The sequence below is a fragment of the Flagellimonas amphidinii genome (assembly GCF_013090115.1).
Taxonomy (GTDB): domain Bacteria; phylum Bacteroidota; class Bacteroidia; order Flavobacteriales; family Flavobacteriaceae; genus Flagellimonas; species Flagellimonas amphidinii.
On sequence record NZ_JABFNN010000031.1, the window covers coordinates 77,944 to 95,355 of the forward strand.

General features: G+C 38.1%; 18 protein-coding genes and 1 other RNA gene. 12 read left to right on the forward strand and 7 right to left on the reverse strand.

The genetic code is table 11. From position 1 onward, the window contains the following. Positions 1 to 116: 116 nt before the first annotated feature. Positions 117 to 497 carry a LysM peptidoglycan-binding domain-containing protein gene (locus HJC33_RS08850; RefSeq protein ID WP_171658460.1) on the reverse strand — a complete coding sequence of 127 codons (381 nt, stop codon included), beginning with the start codon at positions 495 to 497 and terminating at the stop codon, positions 117 to 119. 266 nt (positions 498 to 763) lie between these two features. On the opposite strand from HJC33_RS08850, the gene rpsA reads away from it, so the two are divergent. The 9 genes from rpsA to HJC33_RS08895 all read left to right on the forward strand — a co-directional run bounded on the left by rpsA (position 764) and on the right by HJC33_RS08895 (position 9,631). Beyond that, positions 764 to 2,614, forward strand: coding sequence for a 30S ribosomal protein S1 (rpsA, locus tag HJC33_RS08855; RefSeq protein ID WP_171658461.1), 1,851 nt, complete (start codon positions 764 to 766; stop codon positions 2,612 to 2,614). 115 nt (positions 2,615 to 2,729) lie between these two features. Continuing rightward, positions 2,730 to 3,269 carry a bifunctional pyr operon transcriptional regulator/uracil phosphoribosyltransferase PyrR gene (gene pyrR, locus HJC33_RS08860; protein WP_171658462.1) on the forward strand — a complete coding sequence of 180 codons (540 nt, stop codon included), beginning with the start codon at positions 2,730 to 2,732 and terminating at the stop codon, positions 3,267 to 3,269. A gap of 6 nt (positions 3,270 to 3,275) precedes the next feature. Then, positions 3,276 to 4,202 carry an aspartate carbamoyltransferase catalytic subunit gene (locus tag HJC33_RS08865; protein ID WP_171658463.1) on the forward strand — a complete coding sequence of 309 codons (927 nt, stop codon included), beginning with the start codon at positions 3,276 to 3,278 and terminating at the stop codon, positions 4,200 to 4,202. Between the two features lies 1 nt (position 4,203). Next, positions 4,204 to 4,536: a ribonuclease Z gene (locus tag HJC33_RS08870; protein ID WP_171658464.1), complete on the forward strand. Its 333-nt coding sequence runs from the start codon at positions 4,204 to 4,206 to the stop codon at positions 4,534 to 4,536. Beyond that, entirely contained in the window at positions 4,533 to 5,438 is a 906-nt protein-coding gene (locus tag HJC33_RS08875; RefSeq protein ID WP_171658465.1) for a ribonuclease Z, read from the forward strand. The genes HJC33_RS08870 and HJC33_RS08875 overlap by 4 nt, the downstream gene beginning before the upstream one ends. A gap of 78 nt (positions 5,439 to 5,516) precedes the next feature. Then, on the forward strand, positions 5,517 to 6,164 hold the full coding sequence (gene pdxH / locus HJC33_RS08880; RefSeq protein WP_171658466.1) for a pyridoxamine 5'-phosphate oxidase: 648 nt from the start codon (positions 5,517 to 5,519) through the stop codon (positions 6,162 to 6,164). A 10-nt stretch (positions 6,165 to 6,174) separates the two neighbouring features. Continuing rightward, the gene (locus tag HJC33_RS08885; protein ID WP_171658467.1) at positions 6,175 to 6,663 is read left to right on the forward strand and encodes a SixA phosphatase family protein; all 489 of its coding nucleotides are present in this window, start codon (positions 6,175 to 6,177) and stop codon (positions 6,661 to 6,663) included. Then, a complete protein-coding gene (ppk1, locus tag HJC33_RS08890) occupies positions 6,664 to 8,739 on the forward strand; it encodes a polyphosphate kinase 1 (RefSeq protein ID WP_171658468.1) in 2,076 nt (691 codons plus the stop codon). It begins immediately after the preceding gene. 10 nt (positions 8,740 to 8,749) lie between these two features. Next, positions 8,750 to 9,631, forward strand: a complete 882-nt coding sequence (locus HJC33_RS08895) for a Ppx/GppA phosphatase family protein (protein ID WP_171658469.1) — start codon at positions 8,750 to 8,752, stop codon at positions 9,629 to 9,631. 1 nt (position 9,632) lies between these two features. Here HJC33_RS08895 and HJC33_RS08900 read toward each other — a convergent pair whose 3' ends face one another. Both HJC33_RS08900 and HJC33_RS08905 read right to left on the reverse strand, forming a co-directional pair. After that, complete coding sequence (locus HJC33_RS08900; protein ID WP_171658470.1) at positions 9,633 to 10,214, reverse strand: MiaE family protein; 582 nt, start codon at positions 10,212 to 10,214, stop codon at positions 9,633 to 9,635. A gap of 58 nt (positions 10,215 to 10,272) precedes the next feature. Continuing rightward, a complete protein-coding gene (locus tag HJC33_RS08905) occupies positions 10,273 to 12,012 on the reverse strand; it encodes a DNA polymerase III subunit gamma/tau (RefSeq protein WP_171658471.1) in 1,740 nt (579 codons plus the stop codon). Positions 12,013 to 12,124: 112 nt separating this feature from the next. Here HJC33_RS08905 and rnpB point away from each other — a divergent pair. Then, positions 12,125 to 12,463, forward strand: an RNA gene (gene rnpB / locus HJC33_RS08910) — RNase P RNA component class A. A gap of 68 nt (positions 12,464 to 12,531) precedes the next feature. Here the strand turns inward: rnpB and HJC33_RS08915 are convergent. The 4 genes from HJC33_RS08915 to HJC33_RS08930 all read right to left on the reverse strand — a co-directional run bounded on the left by HJC33_RS08915 (position 12,532) and on the right by HJC33_RS08930 (position 15,264). Continuing rightward, entirely contained in the window at positions 12,532 to 13,095 is a 564-nt protein-coding gene (locus HJC33_RS08915; RefSeq protein WP_171658472.1) for a hypothetical protein, read from the reverse strand. Positions 13,096 to 13,176: 81 nt separating this feature from the next. Further along, the gene (gene rsmD, locus HJC33_RS08920) at positions 13,177 to 13,716 is read right to left on the reverse strand and encodes a 16S rRNA (guanine(966)-N(2))-methyltransferase RsmD (RefSeq protein ID WP_171658473.1); all 540 of its coding nucleotides are present in this window, start codon (positions 13,714 to 13,716) and stop codon (positions 13,177 to 13,179) included. Next, on the reverse strand, positions 13,716 to 14,549 hold the full coding sequence (locus tag HJC33_RS08925; RefSeq protein ID WP_171658474.1) for a DUF3822 family protein: 834 nt from the start codon (positions 14,547 to 14,549) through the stop codon (positions 13,716 to 13,718). The genes rsmD and HJC33_RS08925 overlap by 1 nt, the downstream gene beginning before the upstream one ends. Then, entirely contained in the window at positions 14,530 to 15,264 is a 735-nt protein-coding gene (locus HJC33_RS08930; RefSeq protein WP_246245513.1) for a hypothetical protein, read from the reverse strand. Before HJC33_RS08930 ends, HJC33_RS08925 begins: the two co-directional genes overlap by 20 nt. Positions 15,265 to 15,372: 108 nt before the next feature. Between HJC33_RS08930 and HJC33_RS08935 the strand changes: the two genes are divergently transcribed. Both HJC33_RS08935 and HJC33_RS08940 read left to right on the forward strand, forming a co-directional pair. Continuing rightward, complete coding sequence (locus tag HJC33_RS08935) at positions 15,373 to 16,806, forward strand: ATP-dependent DNA helicase (RefSeq protein WP_171658475.1); 1,434 nt, start codon at positions 15,373 to 15,375, stop codon at positions 16,804 to 16,806. A gap of 30 nt (positions 16,807 to 16,836) precedes the next feature. Further along, positions 16,837 to 17,400: a DUF4126 domain-containing protein gene (locus HJC33_RS08940; protein WP_171658630.1), complete on the forward strand. Its 564-nt coding sequence runs from the start codon at positions 16,837 to 16,839 to the stop codon at positions 17,398 to 17,400. The last annotated feature ends 12 nt before the right edge of the window (positions 17,401 to 17,412 follow it).

The window sequence follows — 17,412 nt, forward strand, 5'->3', positions numbered from 1 at the left end:
ATGAACCAAGCTGTACTTAAAAGTGAAGTTCGCGAAAAAATGCTAAAGCTTATATTTATTTGATAAGAAAAGAGCCATCCTAAAGGATGGCTCTTTTTACATTTTTAGTCTGCTGCTTATAAATTGGGAATCACCAATACTTGATCAGGATGGATCAAATCTGGATTGTCCAAAATATTGGTGTTGGCAGAAAATATTTCTTTGTATTTCATAGGGTCACCGTAGTAGTGCTTGGCAATCTTGCTTAAAGACTCGCCACTTTTTACAGTATGTCTGTGGTAAACGGAATCATCAGCTACAGAAATGTTGGCTTTGATGTCAGCAGGGCTACTACCGCCAATTTCCTTGATTTTGTCCCAAATCACATTTTTCTCATATTGGGTGCCGGCTTCGCCTTTTATTTTAAGGATTCCACCTTCTTCACTTACGTCCCCGTTCTTGATTTGCAGTTCTTCACCTAAATCCAAAACTGCTTGGTATTTTGTTTTTACACTCATAATAGACTTTAATTTTTTATGGTTAATAGTAAGAAACAAGATATGGATAAAAGTCACATTCTAGCTTAAATTTTCATTAATTATTCTGGTGGAAAAGTTTGTGAGAAGCAAGACTTTGTAAAACAAGGAATTAATTGTATTTTTGCACTCCTTTTCAGCGAAACCACAGGAGAGAAAAGGAATTTTAGAAAAAGAAGCAATAATAACCACTTCTACAACAATCGTTTGCTCCTGTAATGTTGTGGAATACAAGTAAACATCAGCAGATGGCTGAAGAAGAAAAAGCAGCAGAGGTAACCGAGGTTGCCGAAGCAACACAAGAAGCTAACGAAACTACTACACAAGTTAGCGAAACCCCAAAACAAGACCCACAAGAATTTTTAGAAAACTTTGACTGGATCAAGTACGAAGAAGGTATTGAAAAAGTTGAGGACAGCAAGTTGAGCGAATTTGAAAAGCTTGTTGAAGAAAACTTTGTGGATACTGCGGATGAAGAAGTAGTGGAAGGTACTGTGGTACACATGACAGACCGTGAAGCTATCATCGACATCAATGCAAAATCTGAAGGGGTTATCTCATTGAATGAGTTCCGATACAATCCTGACCTAAAAGTTGGCGATAAAGTAGAGGTGTTGATTGACATTCGTGAGGATAAAACAGGGCAATTGGTACTATCCCACAGAAAAGCTAGAACAATCAAAGCTTGGGATCGCGTAAATGCAGCTCATGACAAAGAAGAGATTGTGACTGGTTTTGTAAAGTGCAGAACTAAAGGAGGTATGATTGTGGATGTCTTTGGAATTGAGGCGTTCTTGCCAGGTTCTCAGATTGATGTAAAACCAATTCGCGATTATGATCAGTACGTAGGTAAGACCATGGAATTCAAGGTGGTGAAAATCAACCATGAGTTCAAGAACGTGGTTGTATCCCACAAAGCGCTTATTGAAGCTGATATTGAAGAGCAGAAAAAAGAGATCATTGGTCAATTGGAAAAAGGCCAGGTATTGGAAGGTGTTGTCAAGAACATCACATCCTACGGGGTATTTATCGACCTTGGAGGCGTAGATGGATTGATTCACATTACCGACCTTTCTTGGAGCCGTATCAACCATCCAAATGAAGTGGTTGAATTGGATCAGAAATTGAATGTGGTTATCTTGGACTTCGATGATAACAAATCAAGAATCCAATTGGGTCTTAAGCAGTTGGAGAAACATCCATGGGATGCTCTTGGTGATGAGATCAAAGTAGGTGACAAAGTAAAAGGTAAAGTAGTTGTAATTGCAGATTACGGTGCCTTTATTGAAGTGGCTGAAGGTGTTGAAGGATTGATCCACGTTTCTGAAATGTCTTGGTCTACGCACTTGCGTTCTGCCCAAGATTTCGTAAATGTTGGCGATGAGGTTGAAGCAGTTGTATTGACCTTGGATAGAGAAGACCGCAAAATGTCTTTGGGTATCAAGCAATTGACTCCAGACCCATGGACTGATATCACTTCTAAATATCCTGTTGGATCAAGACACAAAGGAATTGTTAGAAACTTTACCAACTTTGGTGTCTTTGTAGAGATGGAAGAAGGTATTGATGGATTGATCTATATCTCTGATCTATCTTGGACGAAGAAAATCAAACACCCATCTGAATTTGTTACCGTAGGTGACAACTTGGAGGTAGAGGTTCTTGAATTGGATGTTGAAGGACGTAAGTTGAGCTTAGGTCACAAACAGACTACAGAGAATCCATGGGATAAATATGCTGAAGAATTTGGCGAAGGTACGCTTCACAAAGCTTCTATTGCTGAAGTGGTCGATAAAGGAGCCACCATCAACTTTAATGAGGATATCGTTGGATTTGTTCCATCAAGACACATGGAAAAAGAAGACGGTAAAAAACTTGTTAAAGGTGAAGAGGCCGAATTCAAGATCATTGAGTTCAATAAAGATTTCAAGCGTGTGGTGGCTAGCCATACCGCAATCTTTAGAGAGCAAGAACAGAAAAATGTCAAAGCTGCTAAGAAAAGGGCCTCATCTGATGAAGCTGCCCCAACTCTTGGTGACGCCAATGCTCAATTACAGGCATTGAAAGACAAAATGGAAGCTGATTCCAAGAAAAAGTAATCAGGTTTTCATTTAATTAGGGTAAAACCCCGCTGATAACAGCGGGGTTTTTTTATGTAATGGCATTTTAAAGAATTGTTTACTTTTGCATACAATTGAGTTGGTCGCAACACATATGAGCCAAAGGGTACTGCTTACTTCAAAGGAAATTAATATTATACTGCACCGGCTTTCCTGTCAACTTTTGGAAAACCACTTGGATTTCAGTAATACTGTTTTAATTGGCATTCAACCAAGAGGGATTTTTTTGGCGGAACGACTGACGAAAATCTTAAAAGAAGAATACAAAATAAAGAACATAGCCCTAGGATCATTGGATATTACCTTTTTTAGGGATGATTTTGGGCGTGGTGATAAAACATTAAAGGCTAATGCCACAAAAGTCGACTTTTTAGTAGAGGACAAAAAAGTGGTCTTTATAGATGATGTGCTCTATACGGGAAGAAGTATACGAGCGGCCTTAACAGCCATACAATCCTTCGGGAGACCTTCAAGTATTGAGCTTTTAACCTTGATTGATAGAAGATTTAGTAGACACTTACCTATCCAACCCAATTATAGGGGAAGACAAGTGGATGCCATCAATAATGAAAAGGTAAAGGTGATGTGGGAAGAGAATGATGGTAAGGACATGGTATATCTAGTAAGCAAATAGAATAGTATGAGTGAATTGAGTGTGAACCATCTTTTGGGAATAAAGTATCTGAACAAAAAGGATATAGCACTCATTTTTGAAACTGCGGACCATTTTAAGGAGGTTATCAATAGATCGATTAAAAAGGTGCCGACATTGCGAGATATTACCATTGCCAATATCTTTTTTGAGAACAGTACCCGGACGAAACTCTCTTTTGAATTGGCTGAAAAAAGATTGTCAGCGGATGTCATCAACTTTTCTGCTTCACAATCTTCAGTTAAAAAAGGTGAAACGCTTATAGATACCGTGAATAATATCCTTTCCATGAAGGTGGATATGGTGGTGATGCGCCACCCTAACCCAGGTGCAGGGATTTTTCTATCAAAACATGTAAAAGCCTCCATTGTCAATGCAGGAGATGGGGCCCACGAACACCCTACACAAGCTTTGTTGGATTCCTATTCCATACGGGAAAAGTTAGGTGATGTAGGCGGTAAAAATGTGGTCATTGTTGGGGATATACTCCATTCAAGAGTGGCTTTGTCCAACATTTTTGCCCTAAAACTGCAAGGGGCCAATGTAAAAGTTTGTGGTCCAAAAACATTGATTCCAAAGCATATAGAATCACTTGGGGTAGAAGTGGAAACAGATTTGCGCAAAGCGTTGCAATGGTGTGATGTGGCCAATATGCTTCGCGTGCAGCATGAGCGAATGGATATCAGCTATTTTCCGTCAACCCGGGAATATGCCCAGCAGTTTGGAATCAACAAGCAACTATTGAACAGCTTGGATAAAGAAATTGTCATCATGCACCCAGGTCCGATCAATAGAGGGGTTGAAATTACCAGTGATGTTGCAGATTCAAACCAATCCATTATCTTAGATCAGGTAGAAAATGGTGTGGCTGTTCGTATGGCCGTATTATATCTGCTGGCAGCAAAAATTAAATAAGATGATTTTCGATAAAGAAGGTACAACTACCATTGTTTTTCAAGAAAAAACTTCCCTTGCCACTTTCTTGGAAAATTTAAATCAAGCTTATCCGCAACTTGTGCATGACAATATTATAGTCAATCTTTTTTCCTTTGAAAAATTGACCACGGATGATGTATTGGAGTTTTTAAGCCTATCAAATACCCATAGGGCTTCCAATAAATCATTTGTTTTGGTATCCAATAAAGTTTCTTACGATGAAATTCCAGAGGAAATCGTTGTGGTGCCTTCCATTCAAGAAGCTAAGGATATCATCGAAATGGAAGAAATAGAACGAGATTTGGGCATATGAGGTTGACGATTCTAGGATGTTATTCGGCAACCCCCCGAACTTTTACCAATCCTACCTCCCAAGTACTAGAGATACGAAACCATCTTTTTTTAATAGACTGTGGTGAAGGAACCCAAGTGCAGCTTCGTAAATACAAAGTCAAATTTACCAGGATCAAACACATTTTCATTTCCCATTTGCACGGAGATCATTTTTTTGGATTGCCAGGTCTGATTTCAACCTTTAGGTTGTTGGGAAGAGATTCGGAATTACATATCTATGGGCCAAAGGGAATAAAAGAAGCAATTACACTTTTTTTGAAACTTGGGGACTCTTGGACTAATTACCCTTTGATTTTTCATGAGTTGAACTCTAAGGACTCTGAACTCCTTTTTGAAGATGAAAAAGTGAGCGTGTATACCATTCCTTTGAATCATAGGGTTTATACCAATGGATTTCTATTCAAAGAAAAAACAGCTCAGAGAACGCTGAATGTTGAGGCTGCTACCAAATATAAGATTGATAAAAGTCAGTTCAATAATATAAAAAATGGAATGGATGGATTTTCTGAGGATGGCACTATAGTGCCCAATAAAGATTTAACCATTGATCCCCCAAAACCAAAAAGCTACGCATTTTGTAGTGATACAGCGTATAACGAATCCATTGTGCCGCTCATAAAAAATGTGGACACCTTATATCACGAGTCAACTTTTTTGGAAACTGAGGGGCATCTTTGCGATAAAACAAAACATTCAACGGCAAAACAAGCTGGGGAAATAGCCCAACAAGCTAATGCGGGCAAGCTCATATTAGGGCATTATTCCACTAGGTACAAATCCATAGAGTTGTTTCAAAAAGAGGCAGAACGGGTATTTCCCCAAGTACTATTGGCCGATGACGGGAAAATCTTTGAGATTTAAAAAGGATAAAAAAACAAAGACTTCCATCTTTCCAATTTCCATTCTTTTGCTGAACTTTGTTAGGGAGAAATTCACATCATGCAAAAAGACCTTAGTAATTATCGGAAAACGTATCAGAAAAGTTCATTGCTTGAAGATACCATTGATAAAAATCCGATGCAGCAATTTCAAAAATGGTTTTATGAAGTTGAGGCCACCGATGGTTTGGATGAACCGAATGCCATGACCATTGCCACAGTAGGTTTGGATGGTTTCCCGAAGAATAGGGTTGTTTTGATGAAAAAGTATACCCATGAAGGCTTTATTTTTTATACCAACTACTTCAGCGAAAAAGGAAAGGCCATAGAGAAGAACCCTCAAGTATGTCTTTCTTTTTTTTGGGCCAATATGGAACGGCAGATCATTATAAAAGGGAAAGCGGAAAAAGTAGCGGAGAACTTATCGGATGGTTATTTCGAATCCCGACCTAGAGGAAGTCAGTTGGGTGCAGTGGTTTCTGAGCAGAGTGAAGTAGTCCCGTCCCGTGAAATGCTAGAAGACAAACTGAAAGCTTTGGAACAAGAATATGAAGGTAAAGAAGTAGAGCGTCCTGAACATTGGGGAGGTTATTTGGTAAGGCCAGTTTCTATTGAGTTTTGGCAAGGTCGCCCTAACAGGCTGCACGATCGTATACGATATACCCTAGAAGAAAATTTGGATTGGAACATTGAAAGATTAGCTCCCTAATACAATTGCTATGAAGAAAATTATTTTGATGAGGCATGGAAAATCTTCATGGGACTATGAAGTTTCAGATAAAGATAGACCTTTGAAAGAGAGAGGAATCAATGATGCACATTTGGTCGCGGAGGCTTTCAAAAAAAATAATCAGAAAATTGATTTTATCTACTCAAGTCCGGCGAATAGGGCATTGCATACCTGTATGATTTTCTCAAGGTTGCTGAACTTTGATTTGGACTTTGTTAGGGTAACAGAGGAATTATATGACTTTTCAGGGAGTAGCGTTCAAGCTTTTGTACAGCAATTGGACAATAGCTTGGATACCATACTGATTTTTGGACATAATTATGCCTTCACTTCACTTGCAAATAGCTGGGGAGATCAGTATATTGAAAACGTTCCAACTGCCGGTTTGGTCCAAATAAAATTCAATGTGAAAGATTGGTCTGAAATCTCAAAAGGAGTTACGGAACACCTAATCTTTCCTAAACAACTAAAGCAATAGATGGTCAAAGTCAAAAACGAATATGTAAATCGAGAAATTAGCTGGTTACACTTTAATGCCAGAGTACTTCAAGAAAGTGCCGATACCAAAGTTCCCTTGATTGACAGACTTCGATTTTTAGGGATTTTCAGTAACAATCTGGATGAATTTTTCAAAGTACGATACGCTACCGTAAAACGCATTGTTGATGCTGGAAAAACAGGGAAAAGTGTATTGGGAGGTGAAAAGGCAAAAGATTTGTTGGAAGAGATCACCAAGATTGTCATTGCTCAGCAAACTAGAAGCACAGAAATTCTTAGGACCATTGAAAATGAGTTGAAGACAGAAAATATTTTCATCATCAATGAGCATGAGGTCAATGAAACTCAAGCAGAATTCATTACGGATTACTTTTTTAAGAAAGTGAACCAAGAGTTGATGACCATAATCTTGAATGATCTCACAGAATTTCCATTACTAAAGGATACCGCGGCCTATTTAGCTGTAAAAATGGTAATGAAAAACAATGATGAAGTCAATGTCGGCAACAGATATGCTTTAATTGAAATTCCGAAGGGCATTGATCGGTTTGTGGTTTTGCCAAAGGAAGGGGATAAAAATTATATCATTATCCTTGACGACCTTATTCGGTTTTGTTTGGATAGTGTCTTTACCATGTTCGAGTTTGAATCCATTTCTGCCCATATGATTAAGATTACCAGAGATGCAGAGCTGGATATTGACAATGATCTGACTAAAAGCTTTATTGAAAAGATTTCCTCCAGTGTTGAACACAGAAAAATAAGTGATCCTGTACGTTTTGTTTACGACAAGAGTATTGATAAGGACACACTTCAATTTTTGAAGGAAAAAATGAACATTGTGGACACGGATAGTGTCATTCCAGGTGGGAGATACCACAACAGAAGGGATTATATGGGTTTCCCAAGTTTAGGAAGACAAGATTTGATGTATGAAAAAATAGAGCCGTTACCCGTAAAAGGTTTTAGTATGAAAGGAAGTCTTTTGGAGTTGATTGCCCATAAGGACTACATGATCTACACGCCTTACCATACATTCAGTTATGTAACTAAATTTTTGCGGGAAGCTGCTTTGGATCCTAAAGTGAGGGCAATTAAAATTACGGTATATCGATTGGCCGGTGATAGTCAAATTGCTTCTGCCTTGATTAATGCAGCAAAAAATGGTAAGCAAGTAACGGTACAAATTGAGTTACAAGCACGTTTTGATGAACAGGCTAATATAAAATATGCCAACCAATTACAAGCAGAGGGCATCAACTTGATTTTTGGAGTACCAGGACTTAAGGTACATAGCAAAATATGCTTGGTAGAACGGGAAGAAGCTACTGGAATGAGAAGGTATGGTTTTATAAGCACCGGAAACTTTAATGAATCCACTGCCAAAATTTATACAGATTATACACTTTTTACAGCTCATGAAGGAATTTTAAAGGACATGAGCAAAGTCTTCGATTTTTTTGAAACCAATTATAAAATCAACAAATACAAGCATTTGGTTGTCTCCCCACACTATACCAAATCAACTTTTATTAAGCTTATTGATAATGAGATTGCCAATGCATTAGTAGGTAAGGAAGCCTATGTTAGGATTAAGATGAACAGCTTTACTTCCTATAAAATGGTAGATAAGCTTTACGAGGCCAGTAGAGCAGGGGTTAAGGTACAACTCATTATACGTGGAATCTGTTGTTTGATACCAGGTGTTCCAGGTATGAGTGAAAATATTGAGGCCATAAGCGTAGTGGATAAATTTTTAGAACACCCTCGTTTGTTCATCTTCGGAAATCAAGGAGACCCATTGGTTTATATTTCATCTGCAGATTGGATGACCCGTAATCTAGATTTTAGGGTAGAAGTAGGTTGCCCTGTATACGATGGCGACATCAAACAAGAGTTGTTGGATACTTTTGATATTTCTTGGCGTGATAATCTAAAAGCTAGGATATTTTCGGAAAAACAGGACAATGCCTATCGCGTAAGGGACGAAAACGTACCAGAATTGCGATCTCAATTTGAATTGTACGATTATTATCAAAAAAAGCTGGAATCCTAAAATTCAAAACTTGGTAATACGAAAGTTTGCAGCCATTGATATAGGATCCAATGCCGTAAGGTTGCTCATCAACAATGTCATTGAACAGAAGGAGAAGCCCACTGTCTTCAAAAAAAGTGAATTTGTAAGGGTACCGGTGCGTTTGGGGGAAGATTCTTTTTTAAGGCAGGAAATTTCAAGGAAAAATGTGGAGCGACTTATAAAGACCATGAAATCCTTTGAACTCTTGATGCAGGTCTACGGTGTAGAAAAATATATGGCCTGTGCCACTTCAGCTTTGAGAGAGGCAAAAAATGGATTGGAAGTGGTCGAAAAGGTCCAGAAAGAGTCCGGAATCAACATTGAAGTCATTGACGGAAAACAAGAAGCCTCGATTATTGCTTCCACCGACCTAAAAAATCTGATTAAAAATGATAGGTGCTACCTGTATGTTGATGTAGGGGGTGGAAGTACCGAGTTTACAATTTTTGATAATGGGAAATTGTTGGTTTCCCGGTCATTTCGGGTCGGTACAGTTCGAATTTTGAACGAATTGGTGGATGATTCCGTTTGGGATGAGATCATGGATTGGATCATCGCCCATATCGATTTGGAAAGTAAGGTGGAGATCATCGGGTCAGGTGGAAACATCAACAAACTCCACAAAATGTCCGGTAGGAAGGCGAGCCAACCCCTGTCCTACATTTGGTTGAACGCCCAATATCATTTTTTGGACAGTATGGAATATGAAGACCGCATTTCAGAACTGGGACTGAACCAAGACCGGGCAGATGTGATTATTCCAGCCGCTAAAATATTCTTAAAAGCGGCCCAATGGAGCGGGGCAAAAAAAATACATGTGCCTAAAATTGGATTGACGGATGGGATGATAAAAACCCTCTACTACCAATAGTTTACCCGTGCATGGTTTCCTTCTTCCCTAAATTTTTCATGAGCTCTGCCTCATGATCCAACAAATCTTGCCATTTTTTATCCACTTCCTCCCGATTTCCATATTCGCGTGCAAATTTGAGGAACATGGTATAATGGTTGGCCTCACTTACCATTAAGTTTTTATAAAATTCGGCCAACTCCTTGTCTTGTATTTCTTCGGAAAGTAACCTGAATCGTTCACAGCTTCTAGCTTCTATCAAGGCAGCATATAAAAGTTTGTGTACCAAGTGGGTTTCCCTACTGCCTCCTTTCGGGAAAAATTTCATCAACTCGATGACATATTCATCCTTTCTTTCGCGACCCAATACCCAACCACGTTTCAATATTTTATCATGAACCATATTAAAATGCCCCATTTCCTCTCTGGCCAAAGCGGTCATTTCCTTGACTAGCTCAGATTTTTCAGGAAAACCAATAATAAGAGAAATGGCGGTACTTGCTGCTTTTTGTTCACAATAGGCATGATCCGTTAGAATTTCCTCAATATTTTTTTCTACAATATTTACCCATCTAGGGTCGGTCGGTAATTTTAAGCCTAACATTTGCTATAATTTTTGCAATCGAGAGGCACAAAGATAGTGCTATTAAAGATTTGGCAATTTAAAAGTCGAGGTCAAATTCTTTTCGTAGAAGCTCTATTGCCGGATTTTTTTCCTTTAATTTTTGATATTTCTCTTCTGGGGTGAATGCAAATTTTTTGGCTGTTTCCTCATTCACGGTAATATGTAAAGTAATGGAGTAGTTATTCAGTTTTTCCTTTACGTAATTCAAGATTAAACTCTGCTCGCGTTCCACTTCTTTTTTCATGGAGGTATTGGGAAGCTCTATCCAGATAGTATTTTCATTTTTTAGTTTTGGAACGTCAGTTTGAAGATTACTGGCCAATATTTTTCGGCCTCTTTTATCCAACTGGTTTACAAAATCGTTCCAATGCTGTTGCATGTCTTCTTCTGTAAATGGTGTTTTGGGGAGTTCTTCTTGAGGTAAACTAGGTGCTTTATTGTTTTCGTGGACCTTTTTGGCCTTGATACTAGATAGTGATAATCCGGAAATCTTTTTTGAGGGATTATTTATGTCTATCTTCTTTTTAGGTTGATATGGCTCTTTGGGTTCTCTGATTTCCTCAACTACTTCGGGAATACTTGGTTGTGCTATTGCTTCCTTCTTTTCTTTTGCAACTGGAGGAATTTCTTCACTTTTTTGAACAACATTATTTTTCTCTACTTTGTCTATTGCAGAAAAATGAGAAGCAGGAATTATGAAATCAGAGTTTTTTTTTTCACCATCAAAAGAGATGGAGGCCAATTTCATTAAAGTGAGCTCTACGAGTAAGCGCTGATTTTTACTGGTCTTATATTTTAAGTCGCAGTCGTTGGCTAAATCTATAGCCTTCAATAGAAATGCCTTGTCTGTTTTTTGAGCCTGTTCCCGATATTGTTGCTTAACATCTTCGCCCACTTCCAAAATAGCTAGCGTATCTGGATGTTGACAGACCATTAAATCCCTAAAATGTGTTGCAAGTCCGGTAATAAAATGATGTCCATCAAAACCCAAAGACAAGGTTTTGTTAAAAAGTATTAAAAGGTCAGGAATGTTGTTTTCCAAAATTAAATCAGTAGTACTGAAATAAGTATCATAATCCAGTACATTCAGATTTTCGGTTACCGCTTTACGTGTTAATTGTTGTCCGGCAAAGCTAACGACACGGTCAAAAATGGAAAGTGCATCCCTCATGGCACCATCTGCTTTTTGGGCAATAATGTGCAGTGCGCTTTCTTCGGCTTCTATACCTTGTTGTTCAGCAATATATTTTAAATACTCAGCAGCATCTTTGACTGTAATGCGCTTAAAATCAAAAATCTGGCACCTAGAAAGAATAGTAGGTATTATTTTGTGCTTTTCCGTTGTTGCCAAAATAAAAATGGCATGTTTTGGAGGCTCTTCCAAGGTTTTTAAGAAAGCATTGAAAGCTGATTGGGAGAGCATATGAACCTCGTCAATGATGTATACTTTATACTTTCCTACCTGGGGAGGTATGCGTACTTGGTCTATAAGGCTTCGTATATCATCCACCGAATTGTTGGAAGCTGCATCCAACTCAAAAATATTGAAGGCGAAATCTTCATCTTCTTGTTCGGTACCGTCTTGATTTATTTTTTTGGCCAAAATTCGCGCGCAGGTAGTCTTGCCAACTCCTCTGGGCCCACAAAATAGGAGCGCTTGCGCCAGATGGTCATTTTCAATGGCGTTGAGCAAGGTATTGGTTATAGCTTCCTGACCCACCACATCTTTAAATGTTTGGGGACGGTATTTACGCGCCGATACTACAAAAGGTTCCAAAATCAGGAAAAATTATGCATTACTACAAATATAAAAATAGGAACGGGCAAAGCCACAATAGGAGTTGGCAGTAACCTTTTTTTTATTAACAATTGACAGTATCTTTGTCTCTTGGCAGACCACCTTATCGCTGTGAGACCAACTTGTTTCGGTATTATTCTATTTTGAAGGATTTTGAAGCAAGTTTGAATCAGGGAGGAAAGTCCGGACACCGTAGTGCGGCATAGCGGGTAACGCCCGTCCGCTGAAAGGCGAGGACCAGTGCAACAGAAAGCAAGTACAGTTCGGCTGTAGTGAAATCAGGTAAACTCTATGCGGTGAAACGCCATGTAAACCAACGTTTGAGGGCTGCACGCCCAAGTTGGAGGGTAGGCGGTTAGAGTTTTTGGGCAACCAAAAAACTAGATAAATGATAAGGCTCGACAGAATCCGGCTTATGGTCTGTTAGAATATAAAAAAGACCGAGTTTTAGCTCGGTCTTTTGAATTTCTATTGGAAACTTATTTTTAAGAAACCTATCTATATTTTTGTCAAAATCATAACGGCATCCACATTATAGGTGAAATCAATACCATCTTCAGTTATTGTGGCTTCTTGGTTTTGAGTAATTACTAGATTTCCATCTCCATTGAAAGCTACATCCATACTTTGATCCAAAGATATTCCACTTGTATCTATTTCATTCAATTCAAATTCATATAATTGTCCATCAATTGTAATGGAACTATTAGAAAATTCATAAGTGCCAGTTTCAGAAATTCCACTGATAGATTGAGTATCAGAATCAATTGGCACACCATTCACTGTACCCGTAGTAACCAGGTCATATCCTCCTTCTACAGCGTACGTGGTTTCTGTAAATGTTAAGGTATAATCGAAATTTTCACCTACACTTTTGGTTGAACTTTCAATTGGTAACCCAGAAAAATTAGTCTCTAAGTCAATATCTGCCTCTAAGGATATTAATGACCAACTACCTATTAGTGATTCATTATCGACTGGAGTGGTGTCTTCATCTTTATTACAAGAGATAAATAATAATGTAACTGCTGTTGACAGTAGGATAGCTTTGATTGAATTCATGTTTTTTGATTAAGAGGTTATATATGCCAAACGCAGTGATTGCTATGGTATTGCAGCAAGTATGAAAAGAATGTAAGAAATTTACTTTTTTTCAAAAAAACTAAAAATATTCCCTCCATATTTTCTTTGTTCGTTGAAATATGGATTGTTTGAAAGGTCAGTCTGACTGGAATGTTCTACAATTAAAAGACCATCATTTTCCAACAATTCTTTTTCAAAGACCAAATCCACAATATTTAAAAATTGCTTTTGTTCAAAATTATATGGAGGATCGGCAAAAATGATGTTGAATTTTTCTGGACTACGCTCTAAATATTTAAAAGCATCAGATTTAATGGCGCTTATGGGCAAATCAAGTTCTTTGGCAATTTTAGAGATAAACTGCACACAACTTGAATGCAGGTCTACAGCAACAATTTGTTTTGCTCCTCTGGAACCAAATTCGAAACTAAGGTTACCAGTTCCAGCAAAAAGATCTAAAACGCTGAGTTCATCCATGTAAAATCTGTTGTTCAATATATTGAACAAGCCTTCCTTTGCCATATCGGTAGTGGGCCTAACCGGTAACTTTTTTGGAGCAAGAAGTCTTTTTCCTTTATATTTTCCAGAAATAATACGCATTACAGGGAACTAAGTACTGTAAAGTCAATAGTTTGATTTTCCATTTCACCAGCAGGGAAAATAGAATTGTCTGGAACAAAAACAGCTACCTTGTTGATATATTGGTAGCAGAGGTCATATATTTCATCCCCTTCTTCTATAAGTCCAAAGAGTTTAAGCTGGATGTTTTTTTGGTCAATTTGAAGTTGTTCCAGCGTAAATAGGAGATAGTACAAAAAGTCTTCTTTGGTTTTATATTCAAATTGATTGTAAAAAAGTAGTTTCTTTTCTGAAATAATGGCCAATTCCATTTCCTTTTCTGATACTTGTACGTAACATACAGGTTGCGTAGAAGTTCTATTTTGATTGAGTAACATGGAAATTAGAACTGTTCCACTATGCTTGAATTCAAACTCACCAAAGAGATCAAAAATGTAGTTGTTCACATTAGTGAAGGGCACATAAACATTAACAATATCTTGATTGGAAATTTCATCATGGGCGATTTGGTCATTGGCCATGATTTTGGCATTGAACTTAAGGTAGTTGGGCAATTCTTCCTCACTAAAAAGAGGTTTGGGTACCAAACTGAACAATGCATTTTTATGAATGACGACAACTTCAGAAAAATCCTTTCCGATGTTTGTACCTTGGTTTAGTACACTTTTTAATTCTTTTAGAATCAAATAGGGAGTGGATCGGGTTTTGAAGTTGATTTTTTCAAAAGCCAGAATTTTATTGGAAATGGTGTCCATAACACAAAAAGAAAGTCCATTCAAGTTAACTTGAATGGACAATTTTCTAAAAGTGTTATCTGTTTTAGACTCTTCTATATTAGTTGCTTTTTCTGTCATAGATAGGAGGCCAGTTTCCGTTGGTACTTACATCGGTAAGGGAGCCTACTTTAATTTCTGTTCCATTCACCTCTTCAACACTTTGATGTGCATTTTCACGTGCTAGAAGGTCTTTGGGTTGATCATATAGAACAACATCCTTTTTTACTTTGGCTTCAAAAACTGGTGCTTTGTATCCGCTTTTGTCTATAATGTCAGCTTTAAGGTCAAATTTTTCATTGTTTTGTCCGTAAGGCACGTCCATCATTGATTTGTATCTGTCACTGTTTTTGAAAAGGGAATCTTTTACCTTGATAAATCCAAGAGTATCAATTACAACAGTATCTTTCTGTAGTTCAATTTGATAAACTTTATCAAATTTCATGAAGGAAGAATCTCTTTGCTGAGTGATGGTATAACTTCCTGTATCTATAAATTTGACTAAGCTATTGAAGTCATTCGCATACTTTCCATTTACAACTTTGTAGGCTTCTTGGGAATCCCTGATATCCTTCAATTTGTTGATAACCTGAGTAAACCTTTCTTGTCTTATTTTTTTAAATTCAATGGGGGCGTTGATGGATTGATAAATTTTGTAGCCCAAGAAAATACTTAGCAAACCAAAGGCCAAAATAAGAAATGGCTTGATTTTTTGAGGTAAGAATCTATCAATCAAGAATACAAGGCCTACAGTCAATAGGCATATCAGTACAACGATAAGAATTAAGTTTAACATAACTGGTTTTGTCTTTCTGAGTTATTTTAGTGGTTACAGACAAATCTACAATTTTTTTTTAATCACGAAACTTTTTGCTTTAAAAAACCACACTATATTTAGACCCATATGGACCATCCCACAGTATCTGATTTTATAAAGGTTTTAACCGCAAAATTCCCTCATGAACCAACTCTTAAACAAAGTGTGGCCATGGAGAAATTAGCTGGTTTTGTGTTGAGTAGAACAAAGGATGAGGTTTTTCTCCTGAAAGGATTTGCCGGTACAGGAAAGACCACTATTGTAGCTACGTTGGTCAGCAGCCTTTGGAAAGTAAAAAAAAGTGCTGTGCTCATGGCTCCCACGGGAAGGGCTGCAAAAGTGATGTCCGTTTACTCTGGGGATAAGGCGTTTACCATCCATAAGAAAATATATTTCCCCAAAAAACAGTCGGGAGGTGGTATTCAGTTTGTATTGGCCCCAAATAAACATAGGAATACCATATTTATAGTTGATGAGGCTTCTATGATTCCTGATACTCCCGCCGATTCAAAACTTTTTGAAAATGGCTCCCTTTTGGACGACCTTATATATTATGTGCATTCCGGTCATAATTGTAAATTGATTTTGATAGGGGATACTGCTCAATTACCTCCTGTTAAGTTAGAGTTAAGTCCCGCCTTGGAAGAGCAACGACTTGCTTTGAATTACGACAAAGAGGTAATTTGTTTGGAATTGGATGAAGTGATGCGACAACGGGAAAACTCTGGAATCCTTCACAATGCTACGAGCCTTAGAGAACAATTGCAATCCAGTTTTTTTGATGTTTTTCAGTTTGAAATTGGCACATTCAAGGATATTGTAAGGTTGATTGATGGTGGTGAGATTCAGGAAGCCATTGATTCATCCTACAATCAGAATGGAAAAGAAGAGACTGCCATAATTGTACGCTCCAATAAACGAGCGAATCTCTACAATCAAAATATTCGTGACCGCATTCTGTTTTTGGACAATGATTTGGCCGTAGGCGATTATATGATGGTAGTGAAGAATAACTATTTCTGGCTACGCCCCAATTCAGAAGCTGGATTTATTGCCAATGGGGATATCATTGAAATCTTGGAAATTTTTTCTGTTAAGGAGCTATATGGATTCACTTTTGCAGAGGTTAAGATAAAAATGGTGGATTACCCCAATCAAAAACCTTTTGAGACAGTACTTTTAATGGATACCATAAATGCAGAGACGCCATCATTGTCTTATGAGGAGGGCAATAGGTTGTACCAAGAAGTCTTGAAGGATTATGCCCATGAAAAATCAAAATATAAAAAATTTTTAGGGGTAAAGAACAATAGGTTTTTCAATGCATTGCAAGTAAAGTTCTCCTATGCCGTTACCTGTCATAAATCCCAAGGGGGACAGTGGGATACCGTATTTGTGGAACAGCCCTATTTGCCCAATGGTGTGGACAGGGATTATTTGAGATGGTTGTACACTGCGGTAACAAGGGCTAAGCGGCAATTATACCTCATTGGTTTTAAAGACGATTTTTTTCTTGACTAGGAATACCCTATTTTAGTCGCTACCATGAACATGTCACCAGATACCATAATAAGTATATTTTTGGGCGTTGGTCTTGCAGCCTCTGTCGGATTTAGGGTATTCTTGCCCCTTTTTGCATTGAGTCTTGCGGCATATTTAGGTATATGGGAACTTAACGAAAGTTGGCAGTGGATAGGTAGCCTCGCAGCCGTCATTACTTTGGGAGTGGCGACCATCGTTGAGATTTTTGCCTATTTCATTCCCTGGGTTGATAACGCTTTGGATGCCTTGGCCGTACCTTTGGCGGCCATTGCCGGTACAGCCGTTATGGTATCTACCGTAACAGATTTAGATCCAGTTATTACGTGGTCCTTGGCAATAATCGCCGGAGGGGGAACGGCAACAGCGATCAAGGGGGCCAATGCTGCAGGTAGGCTAACATCATCTGCAACTACAGGCGGAGTGGCCAATCCACTGGTGTCCACAGTAGAGACCGGGACCGCAGTGGCAGTTTCAACGGCTTCAATTTTGGTTCCGCCCATAGCGGCAATATTGGTGATCATAATTTTGATTTTCATTTTTATGATATATCGTAAGTTGCGTCCCAAAAAATAACCCCATCAAATA